General features: G+C 40.7%; 24 protein-coding genes. All 24 read right to left on the bottom strand.

The window, feature by feature from the left end; translation table 11 throughout:
* Window positions 1–849, bottom strand: an 849-nt coding sequence (locus C9J34_RS19740; RefSeq protein WP_153062660.1) for a hypothetical protein, incomplete at its 3' end; no start/stop codon positions are given.
* Window positions 850–861: 12 nt separating this feature from the next.
* On the bottom strand, window positions 862–1680 hold the full coding sequence (locus C9J34_RS19735) for a phage tail domain-containing protein (RefSeq protein ID WP_107841889.1): 819 nt from the start codon (window positions 1678–1680) through the stop codon (window positions 862–864).
* Entirely contained in the window at window positions 1677–6158 is a 4482-nt protein-coding gene (locus C9J34_RS19730) for a tape measure protein (protein ID WP_107841888.1), read from the bottom strand. The genes C9J34_RS19735 and C9J34_RS19730 overlap by 4 nt, the downstream gene beginning before the upstream one ends.
* A gap of 7 nt (window positions 6159–6165) precedes the next feature.
* Window positions 6166–6729: a bacteriophage Gp15 family protein gene (locus C9J34_RS19725; protein ID WP_107841887.1), complete on the bottom strand. Its 564-nt coding sequence runs from the start codon at window positions 6727–6729 to the stop codon at window positions 6166–6168.
* Between the two features lie 8 nt (window positions 6730–6737).
* Window positions 6738–7127: a hypothetical protein gene (locus tag C9J34_RS19720; RefSeq protein WP_107841886.1), complete on the bottom strand. Its 390-nt coding sequence runs from the start codon at window positions 7125–7127 to the stop codon at window positions 6738–6740.
* Window positions 7128–7166: 39 nt separating this feature from the next.
* Window positions 7167–7310 carry a hypothetical protein gene (locus C9J34_RS22155; protein WP_193769101.1) on the bottom strand — a complete coding sequence of 48 codons (144 nt, stop codon included), beginning with the start codon at window positions 7308–7310 and terminating at the stop codon, window positions 7167–7169.
* Entirely contained in the window at window positions 7270–7713 is a 444-nt protein-coding gene (locus C9J34_RS19715) for a phage tail tube protein (protein ID WP_107841885.1), read from the bottom strand. The genes C9J34_RS22155 and C9J34_RS19715 overlap by 41 nt, the downstream gene beginning before the upstream one ends.
* A 2-nt stretch (window positions 7714–7715) precedes the next feature.
* The gene (locus C9J34_RS19710) at window positions 7716–8114 is read right to left on the bottom strand and encodes a phage tail terminator protein (protein ID WP_193769100.1); all 399 of its coding nucleotides are present in this window, start codon (window positions 8112–8114) and stop codon (window positions 7716–7718) included.
* Window positions 8115–8122: 8 nt separating this feature from the next.
* On the bottom strand, window positions 8123–8455 hold the full coding sequence (locus C9J34_RS19705) for a minor capsid protein (RefSeq protein WP_193769099.1): 333 nt from the start codon (window positions 8453–8455) through the stop codon (window positions 8123–8125).
* Window positions 8455–8802 (bottom strand): putative minor capsid protein, encoded by a 348-nt coding sequence (locus tag C9J34_RS19700; RefSeq protein WP_107841890.1) that lies wholly within the window; start codon window positions 8800–8802, stop codon window positions 8455–8457. The genes C9J34_RS19705 and C9J34_RS19700 overlap by 1 nt, the downstream gene beginning before the upstream one ends.
* The gene (locus tag C9J34_RS19695) at window positions 8793–9191 is read right to left on the bottom strand and encodes a head-tail connector protein (RefSeq protein WP_107841882.1); all 399 of its coding nucleotides are present in this window, start codon (window positions 9189–9191) and stop codon (window positions 8793–8795) included. Before C9J34_RS19695 ends, C9J34_RS19700 begins: the two co-directional genes overlap by 10 nt.
* Complete coding sequence (locus C9J34_RS22150) at window positions 9192–9365, bottom strand: hypothetical protein (protein ID WP_193769098.1); 174 nt, start codon at window positions 9363–9365, stop codon at window positions 9192–9194.
* Window positions 9366–9371: 6 nt separating this feature from the next.
* The gene (locus C9J34_RS19690; RefSeq protein WP_107841881.1) at window positions 9372–10325 is read right to left on the bottom strand and encodes a phage capsid protein; all 954 of its coding nucleotides are present in this window, start codon (window positions 10323–10325) and stop codon (window positions 9372–9374) included.
* Between the two features lie 13 nt (window positions 10326–10338).
* Window positions 10339–10899, bottom strand: coding sequence for a phage scaffolding protein (locus tag C9J34_RS19685; RefSeq protein WP_107841880.1), 561 nt, complete (start codon window positions 10897–10899; stop codon window positions 10339–10341).
* A gap of 153 nt (window positions 10900–11052) precedes the next feature.
* Window positions 11053–11226, bottom strand: a complete 174-nt coding sequence (locus C9J34_RS22145) for a hypothetical protein (protein WP_193769097.1) — start codon at window positions 11224–11226, stop codon at window positions 11053–11055.
* A complete protein-coding gene (locus C9J34_RS19680) occupies window positions 11219–12820 on the bottom strand; it encodes a phage minor capsid protein (protein WP_107841879.1) in 1602 nt (533 codons plus the stop codon). The genes C9J34_RS22145 and C9J34_RS19680 overlap by 8 nt, the downstream gene beginning before the upstream one ends.
* Before the next feature lie 5 nt (window positions 12821–12825).
* Window positions 12826–14283, bottom strand: a complete 1458-nt coding sequence (locus C9J34_RS19675) for a phage portal protein (protein WP_238600726.1) — start codon at window positions 14281–14283, stop codon at window positions 12826–12828.
* 56 nt (window positions 14284–14339) lie between these two features.
* A complete protein-coding gene (locus C9J34_RS19670) occupies window positions 14340–15641 on the bottom strand; it encodes a PBSX family phage terminase large subunit (RefSeq protein WP_107841877.1) in 1302 nt (433 codons plus the stop codon).
* Window positions 15613–16446 carry a hypothetical protein gene (locus C9J34_RS22140; protein ID WP_193769096.1) on the bottom strand — a complete coding sequence of 278 codons (834 nt, stop codon included), beginning with the start codon at window positions 16444–16446 and terminating at the stop codon, window positions 15613–15615. The genes C9J34_RS19670 and C9J34_RS22140 overlap by 29 nt, the downstream gene beginning before the upstream one ends.
* Before the next feature lie 77 nt (window positions 16447–16523).
* A complete protein-coding gene (locus C9J34_RS19660) occupies window positions 16524–17000 on the bottom strand; it encodes a sigma factor-like helix-turn-helix DNA-binding protein (RefSeq protein ID WP_193769095.1) in 477 nt (158 codons plus the stop codon).
* 113 nt (window positions 17001–17113) lie between these two features.
* Entirely contained in the window at window positions 17114–17284 is a 171-nt protein-coding gene (locus C9J34_RS19655; RefSeq protein ID WP_107841875.1) for a DUF3954 domain-containing protein, read from the bottom strand.
* Window positions 17285–17366: 82 nt separating this feature from the next.
* Window positions 17367–17567: a hypothetical protein gene (locus tag C9J34_RS19650; protein ID WP_107841874.1), complete on the bottom strand. Its 201-nt coding sequence runs from the start codon at window positions 17565–17567 to the stop codon at window positions 17367–17369.
* A gap of 3 nt (window positions 17568–17570) precedes the next feature.
* Window positions 17571–17825: a hypothetical protein gene (locus C9J34_RS19645; RefSeq protein WP_107841873.1), complete on the bottom strand. Its 255-nt coding sequence runs from the start codon at window positions 17823–17825 to the stop codon at window positions 17571–17573.
* A gap of 1 nt (window position 17826) precedes the next feature.
* Window positions 17827–18033, bottom strand: a complete 207-nt coding sequence (locus C9J34_RS19640; RefSeq protein ID WP_107841872.1) for a hypothetical protein — start codon at window positions 18031–18033, stop codon at window positions 17827–17829.
* Window positions 18034–18117 lie beyond the last annotated feature (84 nt).

Genomic DNA, 18117 nt, shown 5'->3' with positions numbered 1-18117 from the left:
AGCAACTAAAGGAATCTTTAAAACGGATGGACTTAACTGCATCATTTTGTCCAAGTGTGTAGTAACTTTGTTATCCAATGCTTGCACTTCTTGTTTAGTTGCCATCATTGGCAATTTAACATCACCATTTTCGTCTGGTAACTCCCCCTCTACTGTTTGCACCGCCCCTTGACCATCTAACCCTTTGCGAGCTATTACAATCCATTTTGTAGTGTCGGTCGGCAAGCTATCATTATCATCAACTAGCGATTGATATGTGCTACCTTGATAGGTTACAGGGTTATTACGATTGTAAGTTGTGCCGTTTTGGTAAGGTACGACTTGCCCCCAACCCTCGATTGCATATGCTGCGTCATTAGCGCGATTAGCTGCATTGTCAGCATTTGTCGTAGCTTGCTGGGCGTCTTGCGCTGCTTGATTAGCGTTTGTAGTAGCATTAATTGCTCCTGTGGTTGCTTGGGACGCATCTGTAATACTTTGCTCTAGTGACGTTTGCAACTGCTCTAAATCACCCTTTAACAATGTCAAAACGGCGATTATTTGCACAGCAACATTTGTCGCTTGATTAGCTGCTGTAGCTGCGTCAGTAGCCTCAATTGTTGCGTTTAACATATCATCGATTAATTGTGTTGCGTCACTTAATGCTGTTTGCAAGTCCGATAATGTTGCATCTGCGTTATTTAATGTATCTGTAATACGCTGTATTAACTCGTCTACATCATTATCGCCAGCCAAAATGTTTATTTGCCGTTGCAAATTATTAAAGCGCCGCAAAATATCATCCCACGTTTGATTAATATTTACACGTTCTTCCCGCGTAATAGGTGAGTTCGTATTATACATTGTCATTCCATCACTTCCTTACATATATAAAAATCTAAAATTAAAAGCCGCACTTATAATAGTGCCGCCCTCTACAGTTATATGGTTTTCTCCTGCAGCTAAAGCGAGAAGCTTTTTATTAGTATCTTTAAATACAGATATACCATTTTTAAGTGTACGTATACCACTTAATACAAGTGTATCACTTGCTGTTAGCGCGTCATTATAACGATATACGTCTCCCGTTGTCTGATTAATAATTTGCAAATAAGATGCCGCTGTTGCTTTGATAGTGATTTCTAACTCATGCTCTCTTGGGTCGATAGATACGTTACCGATATTATCGATTACAAAATTATTTGTACTGTGTACATATTTATATTCCTTATCCCAATCTAAGCCCATGCCCCAGCTCCATAAATCTACATCCCATTCTTTATGACTTTGCAAGTCCATACAACTACCTCTTGACTGTGCATAAGGTGTAATACATATAAGCCTAATGCTAAACATGCCGTTTTTAATAGTACGTCTCAAACTAAATTTACCGTCGTTGCGCACATGCCACCATAGACCATATTCTTTTGTATCAATAATATAAAAGTCTTCTTTGCTGCCGAACAGGGCAAATAAATCACGATGAAATTGAGCATAATCAGCTAAATCATACCCACTTACTTTAAAAGTAGCATCAATATAACGAGTGTTGTACCCTCGACTTGTGACGATATAGCCACTGCCATCAATGTTATACGATTCATTCATGGCGTCTAAGGATTCAGGCTCAAATTCCATGACCCGAATCCCTGCATCACGTAAATTAATTTGATTTCCGTTTTTTACGAAGATTAACGTCATAATGAGAACCCCTTTGTCATTGCAGCTATATTAGCACCTTGATACTGCTTGCCGCTAACAATTTTATACATAATTTCACCTACTTTTTCGCCATACAAAATCACATCTGAAGTCTCAATGTGCATGTCACCCTCTCCATTGTCACCAAAAGTGTTGTTATTAATAGTTGAATAATTATTAATCATTGACGATGGTTTGTCTAAACCTAAATTAACTTTAGCACCTCGTAACGGGTTGACAATGGCTGGTTTAATAAAGTCACCAATTTTTTCGGATGCATTCGCCAGAAACGATTTTTGCCGATCTACCCCAACATCAAATCCACGTGCAAGATTGCCTACAACAAAATCACGCATCCAACGCGACGGTGAATGAATATCCAATGATTTTTGTATTGTGTTTTTGATATTTTCAGCCATCGTTTTGGCTTGTTTTTGCAGAGCCCCATCCATAGACTTCATTCCATCGATCAAACCTTGTCCAGCATTTTTGCCAACTTGATGGAGTGTTTTTAACTCCTTGTCAGTGCCACCAACGACATCTTTGATTGCTTGTTGCCACTCTTTGTTAAGTGTTTCAAGCTCTTTATTTGCTGCATCACGCATAGCTTGTATTTCATTTTGCGTTTGTGTTTTTAGTGGCTCTAGCTCTTTGATAGCTTGCTCACGTGCAATTTTAGACTTTTCTTTGTACATATCTTGGTAAGCTTTTAACTCTGAATCTGTCATAGAGTTTAAAGCTCGCAGCTCTTCTGTGGCAGCTGGGCCCATCTGACGTAACTCATCGAGTAATGTTTTGGATACCCGTCTACGCTCTAGTTGCGTCAATTGGTTGCGCCAATCATTTAAGGCTTGTACCTGGTCGCTTAAATTTTTGGCAAGTGTTTCAGATGTTACAGCTTCCCGCTGTTTAACTTCGTCAAACAATCCATACGAATTTAAAATTGACTGATATCTACTATCCAAAGCGTTTGCATATTCATCATTTAATTTTTGTTCATTTTGAATCAAATCATCATTTATTTTTTGAGCTTTGCTTAAATATTCATTATTTTTGCTAGTGATAGCATCATTAATGCGTTTTACATTGTCTTGGTATTGTCGTCTAAGCTCAACATTTTCTGCTGATCCATTCGCGAATTGCTTATATGCTGCACGCCAATATTGTGCTTCATCGATTAAGCTTAATTCATTAGCTTTCTTTTTATCATCGATAAATTTTTTGGTAGCAGCGAGTTTTTGCTTATTGACCTCTTGCTCTTTTTTAACCATATCAGCCCATGCTTTGTTATTGATTTCCATAAGCTTTCCATGCATTTCTTTTTCTAGTTCGGCGATTTTCTTTGCATCAACTTTTTTCATGCTGTTGCGTTTTTTGGCATAAGACTGCTGTATTTTTGTGCGTTCTGCCTCAGCTTTTTCAGAAATCTTTATAATTTCATCGGTATTCTTTTTAGCAGCATTAGTGATAACTTTCGTTACATCTGTTATGGCTTTTTCATTCAACTTTTTTGTGTTGGCCATACCGATAGCCATCCCTGTACCTGTATCTTCACCAATGCCAATAAAAACGCGCGAAGGCGAGTGAATATCCAATGCTTGGCGCACTGTTTGAGCTGCACTATTTGCAATGCCACGAGCTGTTGCGATAACTTGCTTTTCGCCAGCTTTTAACCCTCGAACCATTCCAGACGTTGCTTCCTGGCCGATTTTTTCGAAAGTTGAAGATATATTATCAAAAGGTTTTACAATGCTTTGAGTTAAAGTATTGATTGCTGTAAGAACTGCTTCTATACCGTTATTTATCGCGAGGACAATGCCACCTACTGCATCGTTACCAATACGCTCAAATACTTTAGATGGGCTGTGTGTTTCTAATTGATCTCTCGCTGCTTCCTCTAAAGCCTTCCCTAAGTTGGACGCGGCTTTTTCAGCTTCTGGCGTACCTTTTTCGATTCCGGATGCTTGTCCTTTGGCAATATCCACACCAAGCTCTTCAAATTTTGCACTTTTAATGCTATCCGCTAAAGCTTGTTCAGTTCCGATAACTAAATGGCCTACTGCATCTAATAAGCCTGTATTTTCAATACCTAACGAGGTACTTAGCGCTTGTGTCGCTACTTCTCCACCCTTAGCAAACGTTGAGCTTAATTTTTGTAATTCATCATCAGATGCCTTAACAAGCGCACTAACATGCCCCGCCGATTCGGGGCCTGCTTCACGTAGTGTATTAAGTAGTCCTTCATCAATACCACGCTCTGCCAGTTTCGCAATATTTTCAGACCATTCTGTAATGACGCGTTGATTTTCTTCGAGATTTTTCTGCATTTCTGCAACACTCGTCTTAGACTTATCACTCAACGTATCAAACATATCTGTCGCAGCACTTGCATAATCGTCCCACGCGGATTTCATATCTTTTACTGTTTCTTGTTGTTCTTTGGAGAGCTCTTCAAGCATTTTTAATTGTCTGCCAATGTCTTGCTCTGCTGCTTCAGCCACAGCCGCGCTCGATTCAATCAGTTCGTTATCTACCCTTTTACGCTCTTCGCCAGCAGCTGTATGAGCTGCTGATAAATCCGCTTCTTGCACTTGCAATTTTTCGGATTCTTCTTTGTATTCTGATTTGGTTATCTTGCCTTCTGCATACAATTGGTTATTTTCCTCGATTAACGCATTGACTTCTTCAAGCTGTTTACTGATTTCAATTTCTTTTTGCGTTAGTTCGTAGCTTCGTTCTCTAGCACTTTGTAGCTTCTCTTCCTCTTTCATGAGGTTGATGCGATTAAGAATTTGCTCGGATGTCATACTTAGTGCATTGGACTGTTCACCGTACGCTAAATTTAAGCCATCAACATTCTTATTTAATTCTGCTATATGTTCTTTTAATAACTTTTTTTCTGCGGCAGTTTTCTTTTCTTTGGCTGCCAACTCTTCGATTTCGGCTGCGAGCTTTGTGTATGCTTCGGCATTTGTTTCAATGTTCCTCTGTTTTTTCTCATACGCTACAGCCGATTCTTCAACGGATGTGCTCAGGGCTTTCGTAGATTCCGCTAATGCTTCGTTTTGTTGGGCTAATTTCGCTCCCTCTTCGGTAGTGCGTTTGAAGTGCATAACAAGCCCAACTACTGCCGTAACAAGTAACCCAACACCCGCTACTACCCATCCTACTGGGCCAGCTAAAAGCGCCATTGCTGCGCCCCATGCTTTTGTTGCTGTTGCCGCTGCTATTTGCGCTACAGTTGATAACTTAATAGCACCCGTCAAAACACCAATCGCAAACGTTTTTAACGTGATAGCGCTCGTAGAGGCGACGGTTACCACTGTACCAGCTCGATCCGTTGTATTCATGACAATTTGCGATGCAATACGTGCATTTGTAGCTATCGTTAATGCTTTAGTGGTTGCTTCTGCGGCTGCTATCGCCACTTTAGCCGCACTAATAGCCGCGCTTGCTTTTGTAATGACTGTGTACGCCGCAAATGCAGCTGTTAAACCAATCAGGACTGGAGTCAATGCTTTGACAACAGGTATCGTTGCACTAATTGCTGTAGCAAATACTGTAACAACAGGCGCTGACGCTCTAATCACATCGTTAATCGTCGCAAAAGTCGCGCGTACAACTAACTTCAAGCTGTCAAGGTTTTCAGCAATACTTTTACCTGTCACTGCTTTTGACAAATCATCAAACGCAAAAATCATATTAGCAACACCAACAACTATTGCATTACGAAGATTTGTAAATGACGTACCAATACCAGCAGAACTGTTTTTAGCAACATCAGCAAAACCGTTGACACCGCCGTTTAGTTCGATAATTTTCGCATTGAAATCTTTAAACTTAATATCACCAGCTTTTAACGCTGCGTACAGATCGTTTTGTGCTGATTGACCCGCAAAGCCAAACGCCTCAGCCGTCTTATTGAGCGCATACCCCATCGTTTCCTGCAAAGTTCTCCATGACTGCATGTCAACGGAACCTTTGCTCAGCATTTGCACATATTGCACAAGTCCGCGTTCTGCGTCTGAAGCACTTGCGCCGCTTGCTAAAAAGGCATTATTTAATGACAAGGCGGTGTCTGTTGCATTGTCTAAATCACCTGTTAATACTGCTATATTTTGTGCACTACTTACAATGCCGTCCAGTGTCGTCGGTAAACCTTGGATGCCCTCGGACAATTTGTTGATAGACTTTTGAGCCGCCTCGCTGCTAAAGCCCATACGCTCCATCACACTAGGAAATCCATTGATTGTGTCAAAGCGCTTTATGGCTCCATCTAATGCACTTGTAACAAGTTGTATGCCTTTTTGAGCAAGCCCGACTAAACCTAATGCGGTGACCATATCTTTGACGCCGCCAGAAGCTTTTTTTGCTGATTTATCAACATTATCAATCTGCCTATTAATGTCCGCTACGCCTTTAACAACACGTCCATCATCTAAAATGACATCAATTACAATTTTGCCGTCGGAAGCCATAAATACATCACTCCTTCAGCTCATATGCTTTTTTAATTTTTTTAATTGCTTCGCGCTGTTTACCTGTACCGCGCCCCGTTGGTAGCTCCATCTGTCGGATCTCCAAAACTTTTTTAAACTTGGTATCATCGCTCAATCCGCTTAAAAGCGCCTTAAACTGCCACCAATGAAGCTTACCTTGCTGCTCAAATAAATCCATGCCATAACATTGCAAAAAAGACGCGTAAATATATTGCGCGTCTTGCTTGATGTCATATAGCGCCTCGTTGTCACCCTCTTGAATCTGTGGCATGGGGTTTCCTTCGATGTCACATTTGACATCATCATCCTTTTCATTATTGATGAAGGTATCAAACAGCCTGACAAAAATATCTGCTTGCTCCTGTAAAGGATAATCTAAATCTTGCCCTAATAGCATATACAGCCCAGCTACTACCTGTTGTGCGTCGTTTACTTCGTTGTCATTAAGCAAATCGATAATCGATAAGACGTTATCAAATGACAAATCAACCTCATACATAACGCCATCTAGCTCAACTTGCCCTGGTAACGTGTCGGTTAATGTAAACATCGCCACACCTACTTTTTACGTTTTTGGTGCTGTTGGCGCTGTTTTTTTGACTGTACATAGTTTTCAACTTTCATTTGCTGCGTTTTTAAACCGCGCTTATTGGCTTCTGCTACAATCCCTTCAGCAAGTTGATTAATCACATCCGCACAGGCGAAAGCACTACCGACACGCTCATAGATAGCGTTGCCAGCACCTTGTTCTAACAAATTATCTAAGCATTTAATTATAAGCTTTTTAGCCCCTTCGAAATCTTCATCAGTCAGCTGCTTAGCATCCTCATTAAATTTAATAAAAACCGCGCGTTGTTGCTGTAAGCTCTCATCTGACATATTAATTTCGTATTTTAAATCATCAATCTCCACTGGAATTGTAGGCTTACGTGTATTAATTTTAATCATGTATATCGCTCCTTTTTATACAAATACAAAAAAGAAGGCTTAGTCGCCTTCTCCTTCGATTGGTTCTTCTGGTTCCTCAATTGGCTCTTCGGTTTCTTCTGGCTCTTCTGATTCCTCTGTGTTGCCCGAATTATCGGGCTCATCAGGGTGTAACTGGTGGTACTGTAATTGTTGGTTTAGCATCCCACGAAATGCGGCAGTTAAACGGTGCATAGTCGGACGCTTCGCCACCCGTCGTTTTAATTTCTGATACTGTGGCGCGCCCCTCAAATTCAGTACCATCAGTACGCACTTGCTTAAACATGATTTTACGTGCTTCTCCTGTCTCTAGCTCAAGATCTGCTATTAATTTTTGTGCTGGATCTTCAATGTCATGCATACCTTCAAACGTATATGCCTTTTTAACAGAAATAACGTCCGTCTCCTTTGTTCCATCGCCATCATAAAACGCATATTCCTCTGTTTCTTCCTCTCCATCGTCTGTAACAGAGGAAATCCATTTCGCTAATCGTAAATCGGCGGTACTGTTTTCATCTTCATATACCCCTACCCAATATTCTGTTAAGGCATTCTTTTTACGTGCCATGTCTATAACACTCCTTTAAAAATTGTAATTTGTACACTGATTGATAATTGATAAATAAAATAGCCCTGCTCATCGATTAAGATAAGCGAGGGCATACCCATTATTTTTATGTCATTAAATTCATAGCTGCCGTTTGCAGATGGCAAATCAACTAAGTTTTCTAGCTTTTGAAATATGGTGCTAAGAAAATCGATACAATTATTTTGTTCCTTACTTTTCGCATTAATTTGTACTTGCTGTTGTTTGTCACGCGTCCCGTCAAAATAGACTGTTTCTGCTCCGCCTGGCATCGCCATGACAGATACACTTTCGCCAGTGTCTAGTACACCAAGGATGCTCTTAGCAAACGGCTGTTGGCTATTGATATAGCGATTAAGCTGTAGTAATAAATCTAACTCCATACCTGCCATCACCTCGCCCTATTCATTGCATTAACCACAACTCTTTTCCAGCTATCGCCGTGAATCGCTAATGCCTTGCTATCCCATTTAGGACCCGTGCCAGGTGTCGTAAATTTAGCTCCAATGTTGTAATATTGACGCCGCGCATAAACCGAGTGCCACGTAATTGATTTACCATCAACCCCAATAGATGATTGATTACGTAAGTCGCTGGATAGCATCGGCACATATATATTACTATCAGCATAGACCTGATTGACAAACGCATATTGTCCTTGTTTGGTCATATTTGATAGTCTGATAGGTACACCGTCAAGCTGTCTCTTTATACGGACACGCATTAAATCACCTCCAACTCCCAATGATGTACCTTGCTGCTCTTTGGGTGACAACATGGCACAATCTTTTTAAGGACGTATTCTTTATCATCAAAAATGATAATAGATTCCTCTGTAAAATTATCAGGAATGGGCGTACTGTTACGGGTGTCTACAAAGATAACAGCATTAGCCATAATTTTAGTTTGTGTTTTATCTCTGCTAAATATGGTCGATTGGTCAAACCTCACATGTTTAATGATGGCAGGTACAGCATATAGCGGATTACCATAGTCGTCTTTGCCATCAAGACGTTGCCTGTAGATAATGTCATGTACGAGCCACGAGCGCGGCAATGCTCTTACCAACATGCTGTACTCACTCCCTGAAACAATAGTCCTGTGTTGCGTAAATACAGGACGACATCGCTTGACAACATACTGTTTTCTTCTTTTTTTGCCGTTCCTCTGCTTGCCCCCGTACTCATCATTGTGCGCCCAATCTGCACCGTTGCGACTTCCTGCAACCCATGTGAGCTAGTAGCTCCCATTTCGTAAAAGTAATCGATTTGCGCGGCTACAGCGCTTTTAAATTTTGATTTCCTCCAATCCCAATCGCTCGCTAAATCATTATGCTGATAAAAGTCATTTGTAACACTGTCTAGCACATCACAAGCTTTTCGCTCCAAAAAAGGAAAAGCATCAGGCTCAATATTATTTTGACTCAATGCTTTGTATTCATCTAAAGTTAAATAAGGCATTTAATCACCTTCTTTTGTTTTATCGATGCGCTCTAAAAAATCGCCATCCCATTTTTTGAGATTGGCGATTGCTTCATTTCCGCGCTTGACAGTCATTTCAATTTCTTGACCAGATGTATATATTTCTTTCGTATATTTATCTCTAAATGGTTGTAACACTTTGTATTTTGCCATTAGTCATCACCCTTCTGGCTCCGGCTCCGGCTCCTCTGCTCCTAATGTCACTTTAACAACAGCGGGCTTATTGTCATCTAAGATAAACTCTCCTGCTTTACCTGCACCTTGTAGCGCTACCCCGTCAAAGTCTTCTGATTCAATGGTGCGGGCGGTATTAATACCCGTAAATGCTTTACCTACACCCGTAATATATACATAGGCTACATCGTCACCTTGCAATTTTGCTTCGGGAATTTCCTGAATGACGAATCCTTTGAATTTTAGAATACCATTGTTATCAATATCCGCTGACGACTTTTTAGCACTTGTCGTAAGTGGATGGTCAATAATTGCGTTATATAGTTCAGGTGTTACCTTCGCTACTTTATTTCCAATTGCTTCGATATTAACGTAGTAATTAGATAAGTCGTTGAATAAGGCTAGTACACTATCTGCCTTGAAATCTGCAATTGTTTCTGTATGACCTGCTATGGAAGCAATAAACTTGCTGTGCGCATCGTCAAACGTCTTTACTTTAGCCTGTGCCTGCAAGTCTAATCGATCAGCAACAGCCGCCTCAAAATCATTATTAACTGTGTGCTTATCGATTCCCTCGTGAAATACCCATTCCCAAGAATAACGTACTGGCGTATCCGTGTAGATGATTTCGGTGCGTGGTCCAAAACGTGTCGTATTGCCTGTTCCTGTGCCGAACGCTACATTCGCGCCTTTGTTGTAAGCTGCACCTACAACAACAGGAATATCGGACGTTTTCACATAAAAGGCTGTTTCATTGTGCTGTACACCGTCCAGTGCTTCAATGCCACCACCAAAAAAGTCAGCGAAATAAGCTTGCTTTTTAAATACCGCTTGTAATAACGCTTTGAATTGCGGTTGATAGCTACGCGCGGCTTTTTGGTTATTTTCTGTACCTGCAAAGAACTGTAAATTTAATTTTACTAATAATGTTTTACCCATGTTTATTTCTCCTTTATTCATATTTTGCTAATTTAGCAGTGAATGGATCATTGTCACCGCCCCCTTGTGGTGGATTGTGATTCCCTCCACCAAAATTCGGCGCTGGTGGTTGCGCTGACTCTGTTTCAGGCACAAATAAAAACGACTTTGATTCCTTTAAAGCCATTAGTTGGTCGTCAAGGCCGCCCTTTACATTGCCTTGCTCGTCTAATTCGATTTTCTCTTTGTTAAGCAAGCCCGATACAATATCTAAATCTTGTACCTTACCTGTTAGTGCTAACTTGACCGCGCTTGACAGACGTGTTTCAGCAAGCTCTGTTGCATGCTTATCCGCGTTGTCTTTATTTTCTTGCTGCAGGCGTGTAATTTCTGCTTGTAAAGCATCATTGCCAGCCGCTTTAGGTTTTAGCTCCTCTAGTTGCGTGTCACGCTCTGTAATGGTATCATTAGCTGCCTTTAGCTCCTTAATTTTCTCGTCCAATCGTGATTTAGGAACCATTGTGCCGAAACCATCTAAAACTGATTGTGCCTGCTCTTCCGTCAATCCCATTGCTAATAGTTGTTCTTTCGTCATAATACTATGTCCTCCTTCGCTTTTTACGTGCAACGGCACGATAGAGTAAGACACGCTTTATTGTTTAACGTCTACAAGCTGTGCGTCAAAAAGACGATAATCCCAAACGTTTGGGATTTTGAACACAAAAAAGACACTCAACTGTATAATAAGTTAAATGTCCTTAAATTCATCATCGCTTTTAACCACACCTATTCGCTTAAGGTGGTTACGCAATTTTTCTTTATGCTTTTGCTTTTCTTCCTCCGTGAACTCTCTTTCTCCGACTGTTTCGCCACCTAAAGGCTGATTCCATCGCGGATCGCTAAAAGGTTTTTGTTTACTCATCGTATTCCTCCAATAAAATATGATGTACGTCATTTATTACTTCTATTCTATTAATGATAAACTTGGAGCCGCGCTCATACAATACTTCCTGCTCACCTGGATTGTAATTGCTAATATTCCGACCTTTTCTTGCATCTAAAATATACAGCTGCACCTGCGCTTCGGGATTGTAAGTATTACCTTTTGTAGTTGATATATATTCTTTGTACATCTTTTCTTTCCCTGGTACATGCTCCTGCAAGAATCGGGCCATATCATCATTAGTGTTGAAGTAAATAGAACGACTTAAATCACCTTCATATTGTGGCAGCTTCTTTAGAGCAGCATCCAAATGATTAATTAAAACCTCATCTTGTTCATTAAGAGACGTTCCCCTTCTCAATTTGTCATTAAGCTTATAAGATTCAGAGCTAATATATTGATTAATAGCTCGTTGCTCATTGTTATTGAGGCTCCTTGCATTACTTAAATTAATGACACGTTCTTTGTCGTATCTGCGCGGCAGATTGTGCTCAGCGATAAACTCTCGCACTTTTAGTTGGCGATTGCGTACGAGCTTTTCATACTTAGCAATCGTCTTTTCATCGCCAATTTCACGCGCTAAATTAAGTGAGCGTTTAGCCTTGCGAATCTGTCGCTCGTAATAGCGCTGCTGCTGCGTCAACTCGTACTCTTTAGATACACCCTCCGCGTCATACTGTATTTGATTATTGATATTTATACCTGGTACAAACGGATAAAGGATATGGCGACAGTTAACACCTCGAATACCCCAGGGCTCCCCATAGCCAAAGTCATATATAGATGGATAGTCTGGATGGCTTGACGGATTGCTCATGCTACAAACGCGCCCTTGTATCTTTGCACAAGCTGGACGAGCATTTGAGTAGCTATTGACCAACACTAGATCAACGCCATAATCTTGCATACGTGATAGACGCAGCTCATTGTAAGTACGGTTAACAGTTGAGCGTAAAACTGTGTTTACATACTCTTCGAGATGCCATGTACGTCCAGCTTTATCAATAAAACCTGTATCGATGCCGCGCTCTGCCCAACGTGTTACTGTTTCAGCCATTGCTTGATTGATTGTTTTATTGCCAGCGAGCACTTGCGCGGTTGTTTCCTCGACAATTTTGCGGTACATCTTAGTGACAGTACCCTCACCATAATTCGTAGTGATAAGTGATTGATTAACGTAGTTATCAATATCCCTGAAGGTTTGCTTCACATAGGCTTCAAGCCGCGCGTCAATGTCAGATGGCTTAGGCTGCCGTTGATATTTAACACGCTTTATATCCTCGTCAACCGACTTAATCGTGTCATACCCGACATCCTCAAACATTTGCTCGATGTCAGTCTTCGCAATTCCTGTCGTTTGAGAGAGCGCGGCTATGGTTTCTTGATTAAGCATTCTGAGTTGTTGCATCTTGTCAATTTGCCATTGCAATACATAATCCTTGCCCGCAGTTGCAGGAGCCTTTAAACGCCTTGCAATCTGCTGAAATAACTCGTCCTCTAATGCAACATAAATATCTGCTATTTGCGACGTGTATAGGTTAAATTGATGCGGTGTGATAGTTGGACGCGCCATCTATATCACTCCTCATGACCAAAAAGAGACACTTGCTTTTTTATCTCCTTTAAATCAGGAGCATTTCGCAACGTCTCTTTGTAAATTTCTTGCATGATTTTTTCTGCTTCCTCTTCGCTTGCGCCAAATATTTTGATGATAGCGCGCTTACGACTCTGTAATTCAGCCGCAACGAGCTTTATCTGCTTGTCTATTTCAGCGTCAGCATCTTGCGCTATGGAATCATCAAACTTAACTGTTGTCTTATATTTTGCTGGAGGTTCGTAAAGCTTATACAAACTAGCCAGCGTGGCTATACAGTCAACTAAATCCTTTATGCTTTCCTCGATTACATTTTCATGACTCTGCTTCGTACGGAAGGTTTTACTGTTTTCAGATACCACCTCCGTTGCTGTTTTCATGCTTTGACCATTGAACGAAAATGTACCAGGGCTAAAACCGATTTGCATCGCTAAAACGTTGAGTAAAGCATTCATAGCAGCAATATGCTCTTCAACTCGCAATGTCACGTTGATCTCTGTTATCGTATTATCGTCCATATTTCCACCGTCGAACGCCTCATACGTTTCATCGGTTGGATCGAAGTAGCGATGTTGTTTCCCTGTGTCAGGATCTACTACCATCTTAATCATGTGTGCGGGTACGATAATGCGTTTGCGCCCTAGCCTAAATTCGCGTTGTAAACTATCAAACGCAATATCTAAAGACTTTAGCGTGTCGTAGCTGTTAGCATAAATAGAGATACCAAGCGGTACAGTGCTGTCAACGTTATTCGCTATGTTTGGCTTGAAGTAAGCGAAAAGTGGCTTTGTAGCACCTTCTATTGGGATGTACTCAGACATATCGGGATAAAGTATAGATAACGGTACTTTAACACCTAAATCATTCCCATTCCCATTCTCACTTTCATATAGTTCATTGGCGATGATGTACTCTCCATCCTCAAATGTGTGCCATTCCAAGTGAGTGTAAACCTTGCCTTGTTTACGTGTTTCGCTAATAAACACACCCTCTGTAATCCGCGCGTTTGTCCAGCTGACCGGAAGGAAACAATCCGCAGTCACATATGACAACTGAATTTCGTTATCTTTGACATACGGCTTAATCACCATGCCGCCCATTGCAAACATAAACTCCAAGTAATTTTGCATGTTGGATGTAAATTTGTTTTCCTTCAACACTTCGTATACGAACTCATTAAAATTAGTATCCGACAACGACAATTCAACTTTTTCGTTAAAAATGAGTGTAGCCAACTCCTCAGCGGCGACCTTTGGCATATTGAGCGTAGCAATTGTACGCTTACCTACACCCTCTTGGATATTAAAATAAGGCATTTTATGAATACCCTCGAAATGCCCTCGATGCAGGCTGCGCCACTCAATGATTTTGTTATAAAAATCATCCCCGAGCGCTATCTTTTTATGCTGTGTGACACTTTCTATCTTCTTGATTAACCCCAACTTTTCACCCACCTTCCGAAAGAAACTTTTGATTCCATTGAGCATTGCTTCACCACCTACTTTTTAAGTCCTAGTTTTCGGAGATTATCATTAACGTAATACTGGAACATATCACATGTATGGTCATCTTCTTTAATTACCTTTGGATCATCTGTATTTACTGTGTTAGCATCCCATTGATATTTGCGATGCTCATCTAAAAAGATTTGATTGTTTGGTGTATTGAGTACAAAAAAACGACCTTGTGCAAGTAGGTCGTGGACATTGTCAATCATATCTGTTTTTTTCTTTTTCGCTATTGGATGCAGCCTTATGCCATGGTCTTTGTATACTTGGTTACGCAAAGCTCCCTCCGCGCTGTCAATTGTTTGTATATCAAAATAACGGCTGTATTGCGCGGTGATACTATCACACCACCCCTTGAACGATTCCGACAGTTCGCTAGGTGCTTTTTTAACTACCTTATTTGCAGGGCTGTAATACCAAGTATCAAGCAAGATAACATTTTGTTTACGTGTTAAAGCAAAGGCTCCATGTGTGGTAGCGGACGTTTGATGTCCACTATCTGTTGAACTATCAATTAAAATAAGGTCATCATCTTGCGGTAATGCATCTATTAAATGAAAATGATTCATGTTATAGATGTTATCTCCTATGCCGACAGCTTCACCGCCATACATCCAGCGCCAATAATCAATATCCGTTTCTTTATACTGCTCAATTTTGCGAATCATTTGTTGCGACAAGAAGCCTCTTTCATCATCTAAATATGTAGAGTGATGTAAAAAGTAATCAGGATGCCCCGCCTTGCCGTCTCGCCATTCATTCACCCAGCTATAAGGGTTGCGCGGTGGATTGTAAGAATAGTAAATATCCACTTCCTTATCCCCTAAATCTTGACGAATGAATGTATCTGATACAATATCAATGTCCTCTACCCCTGCAAATTCAGCAAGTTCCTCGAACCACAATGCTTTCACATAGCCTTTCGCAATCTTGGCTGACTTAATCTTCAACGGATCATCAACGCCGTAAAAATAGAAGGCGGTACCTGTAGCTTTATGCCGTATAATCAAAGGCGATTTACCGAAGTAAAACTCATCTTCCAACTTCAACATATAGACGGCCCATTTAATTTGCTCATATACAGATGTAGACAGGTACTTTCCGACTTTACGCAAAATAACCATATTAGCCTGGTCGTCCTCAATGAAATCTGTAACAAGCTTCAAACTAATGACGGATGATTTCATACTAGAGCGTCCGCCACTCAATACCTTATTTGGTTGCTCACTAAGCCAAACCGAGTAAAAATGTGGATTCATTAAGTCAAGTAGATTTACCGTTCGCACGTTCATTCATGACTCGCCTCATTTCATCCTCATTTTTTACAATAATAGTCTTGCTAGAAGCAGCATGCTCATTACTAATTTGCTTAATCTCAGCTTTAGTGCGATCAATGTTAAGCTGCATCTGTTCCAGCTTTAGACGTCGTTCGTCATCCTCTGTCGTGAGGTCCATGAATTGTTTTACTAGGTTACGATGCTCAGCAAATGCGCGTGTCTGCGCCTTAATGTATGATTCGTAGCGTTCGTGAGCATAGACGACTTTGTAGTCTGTCTTACTTAACCCTCCGTCTGCTGACATTTCACCACTAATTTCTTTGAGGTGGTCGAATGGATCTTCTACCCACATAATTTTCTGTGCGCGGATGATGGCAGCAAAGCTCAGCTCAATCTGTAGCCACAGCTGGTCAATGACATCAAACTCCTGTAACGCTTCCATGATTTCAACCTGTTCATCATACAGAAATTTACTGCGCAACCCGTGTATCATGGCAGCCCTGTTCCGTTTGGTAAATTGGTTCGGTGGACTTGGGTTGCCACCACGCCTTTTGACTCGTCTATCATGCTTAGGTGGCTTGTCCTGTATGAGTTCGGCTTCATCCGCGCTCTCTGCATCCTCATTAGAAAAGGTTGCAACCTTTTTGTTTTTGGTTGCAACCTTTTTCGTTCCGTCACGCGCCCACGGATTACCGTTTTTGGTGTCACGACTTTTTTGACTTTTAATAGTCCCTAATGGTACATCGTATTTTTCGGCCAGCTTAGCTAATGTAATTTTCGTTGTTTCATATTCGTGTTTAATTTCTTCCCAATTAGCCATGTTTCATAATCACCACCACCTCCAACATAAAAATGTTTCTCTACTATATAGGCGTTTGTACGTCAAACTATATATTTTTAAGAAATATTATGATTTATTTTCATTTCCGCGCGCTTCAAATAGCCTTGAATTGTACTTCTGCCGATGCCTAACACTTTAGCAGCTTTGCCAAAAGTCATACACTCTGCACGTACCATAACAAATGCCGCGCGTTCATTTGCTGTAAGTCCTCTTAAAGCACGTTTTATTTCATTTTTCACATTTGCCATGCGCAAAATTTCATCCGTCCATGAATCATCAGCTGATTCGCTCTCTTGCATCCAATTAGGTACATAGCTCTCTGCATCCGTATATGAAATCAAATCTTGCATAAGGTGATGGTCCATGACAAAGGTATCTGTACGGGTTGCCGCGCGATACTCAGCTGGGTCGTAACCTGTTTCCATCCATTTGATAGCTTCCATCATATCGCGCTCCATACTTGGGCATCCACCAGCTACACGTAGCTCCTTTAATGATTGTTTATACTCTGCAATTAAATCTGGAAAATACATGGCCATCTCCCTTTCATCTATGTAAATAAAATATGTAAATAAAAAAGGACACTAATAGACCTGGCGCAATTGCCAAAGCCTATCAGTGTCCGTCGGTTTTTCCGTAAGGACTGTTATTTAGTTTGTTTAATACGGATGCGTTCCGCGCGCTCTACGTCGAGCACTTGCCCATTCTTCCAAATGATTGTATCTTGTCCGAATGATTTAGGGCTTAATGCTGTTATTACACCGTCTTGCACGATATACACACCGTTTTCATTTGTATTAATTGTTGCTTTCTCCATAAGCTGCCCCCTATAATGTATTTAGAAATGCATAAGGGAACTTATGTTTCGCCGTAGTGAGCCCAACTTGCTACGGTGTTTTTTAATATAGCTCTCCGCTATCGACAACTTCCCCACAGCGATAGCAATACACAATTTCATATGTGTTGGCTACTTCATCGGTTTTATTTACAATCTCCCCATCCATAGCACTTTCCTTATTGCAAATAAGCTGTTTAGCTAGTAAGGCTACTTCGTTATAAAACAAGTGGTCATTCCCGCATTTTTCACATTTATATTTCATGATTTATCCCTCCATTAGCCATTGTGGTATCAGCTCTATATCGTTCAGACAGCCGTAATAAATACTGTTATCCAATGCACTTTTATTTTTGGCCAACTTTATATTGCACTCCTGGTGCAAGTGAAACCGCATGTGTTGCTCATCCTGCTTTGCTCTTGCGCATATGGCTTGTATACCTTTATCAATAATTGCTGTACATGCAAAGCATTCATGTATTTTACGAGTTATCACAGGACGTTTTTCTGTGATTTCTAGCATTTCATTTCCCCTCTCTGATATTTGTTGCAGCTCGTTCAGCTGCTAATTTCGCACTTTCAACTAGGTGCATGTAACGCTCGGAATAATTTTCAAGTACATTAATGATGATTCTCCATTCATCCACGCCTCTGATTTCTGCTGCCTTTCGTATGTGTTCTATTGTTCCCTGGTCCAATTCCGCAAAAACAACATGTTTTTCAAAATCCATTTGTCGCCCTCTCTTCCTAAGCATTTTGGTCATTGTGCTCAGTCTGATTCTGACCATTTATTATTAAATTCATGAAACTTTTCT

Origin of the sequence: Metasolibacillus meyeri (assembly GCF_003049505.1) — a bacterium.
GTDB lineage: Bacteria > Bacillota > Bacilli > Bacillales_A > Planococcaceae > Metasolibacillus > Metasolibacillus meyeri.
This window is presented reverse-complemented; position numbering and strand designations above follow the sequence as displayed.

What these genes read in the sequence shown, in the direction of transcription:
- C9J34_RS19735 (WP_107841889.1), bottom strand. Translation starts at nt 1,680, where the DNA reads ATGACGTTAATCTTCGTAAAAAACGGAAATCAAATTAATTTACGTGAT.
- C9J34_RS19730 (WP_107841888.1), bottom strand. Translation starts at nt 6,158, where the DNA reads ATGGCTTCCGACGGCAAAATTGTAATTGATGTCATTTTAGATGATGGA.
- C9J34_RS19725 (WP_107841887.1), bottom strand. Translation starts at nt 6,729, where the DNA reads ATGTTTACATTAACCGACACGTTACCAGGGCAAGTTGAGCTAGATGGC.
- C9J34_RS19720 (WP_107841886.1), bottom strand. Translation starts at nt 7,127, where the DNA reads ATGATTAAAATTAATACACGTAAGCCTACAATTCCAGTGGAGATTGAT.
- C9J34_RS22155 (WP_193769101.1), bottom strand. Translation starts at nt 7,310, where the DNA reads ATGCTAAACCAACAATTACAGTACCACCAGTTACACCCTGATGAGCCC.
- C9J34_RS19715 (WP_107841885.1), bottom strand. Translation starts at nt 7,713, where the DNA reads ATGGCACGTAAAAAGAATGCCTTAACAGAATATTGGGTAGGGGTATAT.
- C9J34_RS19710 (WP_193769100.1), bottom strand. Translation starts at nt 8,114, where the DNA reads ATGGAGTTAGATTTATTACTACAGCTTAATCGCTATATCAATAGCCAA.
- C9J34_RS19705 (WP_193769099.1), bottom strand. Translation starts at nt 8,455, where the DNA reads ATGCGTGTCCGTATAAAGAGACAGCTTGACGGTGTACCTATCAGACTA.
- C9J34_RS19700 (WP_107841890.1), bottom strand. Translation starts at nt 8,802, where the DNA reads ATGTTGGTAAGAGCATTGCCGCGCTCGTGGCTCGTACATGACATTATC.
- C9J34_RS19695 (WP_107841882.1), bottom strand. Translation starts at nt 9,191, where the DNA reads ATGCCTTATTTAACTTTAGATGAATACAAAGCATTGAGTCAAAATAAT.
- C9J34_RS22150 (WP_193769098.1), bottom strand. Translation starts at nt 9,365, where the DNA reads ATGGCAAAATACAAAGTGTTACAACCATTTAGAGATAAATATACGAAA.
- C9J34_RS19690 (WP_107841881.1), bottom strand. Translation starts at nt 10,325, where the DNA reads ATGGGTAAAACATTATTAGTAAAATTAAATTTACAGTTCTTTGCAGGT.
- C9J34_RS19685 (WP_107841880.1), bottom strand. Translation starts at nt 10,899, where the DNA reads ATGACGAAAGAACAACTATTAGCAATGGGATTGACGGAAGAGCAGGCA.
- C9J34_RS22145 (WP_193769097.1), bottom strand. Translation starts at nt 11,226, where the DNA reads ATGAGTAAACAAAAACCTTTTAGCGATCCGCGATGGAATCAGCCTTTA.
- C9J34_RS19680 (WP_107841879.1), bottom strand. Translation starts at nt 12,820, where the DNA reads ATGGCGCGTCCAACTATCACACCGCATCAATTTAACCTATACACGTCG.
- C9J34_RS19670 (WP_107841877.1), bottom strand. Translation starts at nt 15,641, where the DNA reads ATGAACGTGCGAACGGTAAATCTACTTGACTTAATGAATCCACATTTT.
- C9J34_RS22140 (WP_193769096.1), bottom strand. Translation starts at nt 16,446, where the DNA reads ATGGCTAATTGGGAAGAAATTAAACACGAATATGAAACAACGAAAATT.
- C9J34_RS19660 (WP_193769095.1), bottom strand. Translation starts at nt 17,000, where the DNA reads ATGTATTTTCCAGATTTAATTGCAGAGTATAAACAATCATTAAAGGAG.
- C9J34_RS19655 (WP_107841875.1), bottom strand. Translation starts at nt 17,284, where the DNA reads ATGGAGAAAGCAACAATTAATACAAATGAAAACGGTGTGTATATCGTG.
- C9J34_RS19650 (WP_107841874.1), bottom strand. Translation starts at nt 17,567, where the DNA reads ATGAAATATAAATGTGAAAAATGCGGGAATGACCACTTGTTTTATAAC.
- C9J34_RS19645 (WP_107841873.1), bottom strand. Translation starts at nt 17,825, where the DNA reads ATGCTAGAAATCACAGAAAAACGTCCTGTGATAACTCGTAAAATACAT.
- C9J34_RS19640 (WP_107841872.1), bottom strand. Translation starts at nt 18,033, where the DNA reads ATGGATTTTGAAAAACATGTTGTTTTTGCGGAATTGGACCAGGGAACA.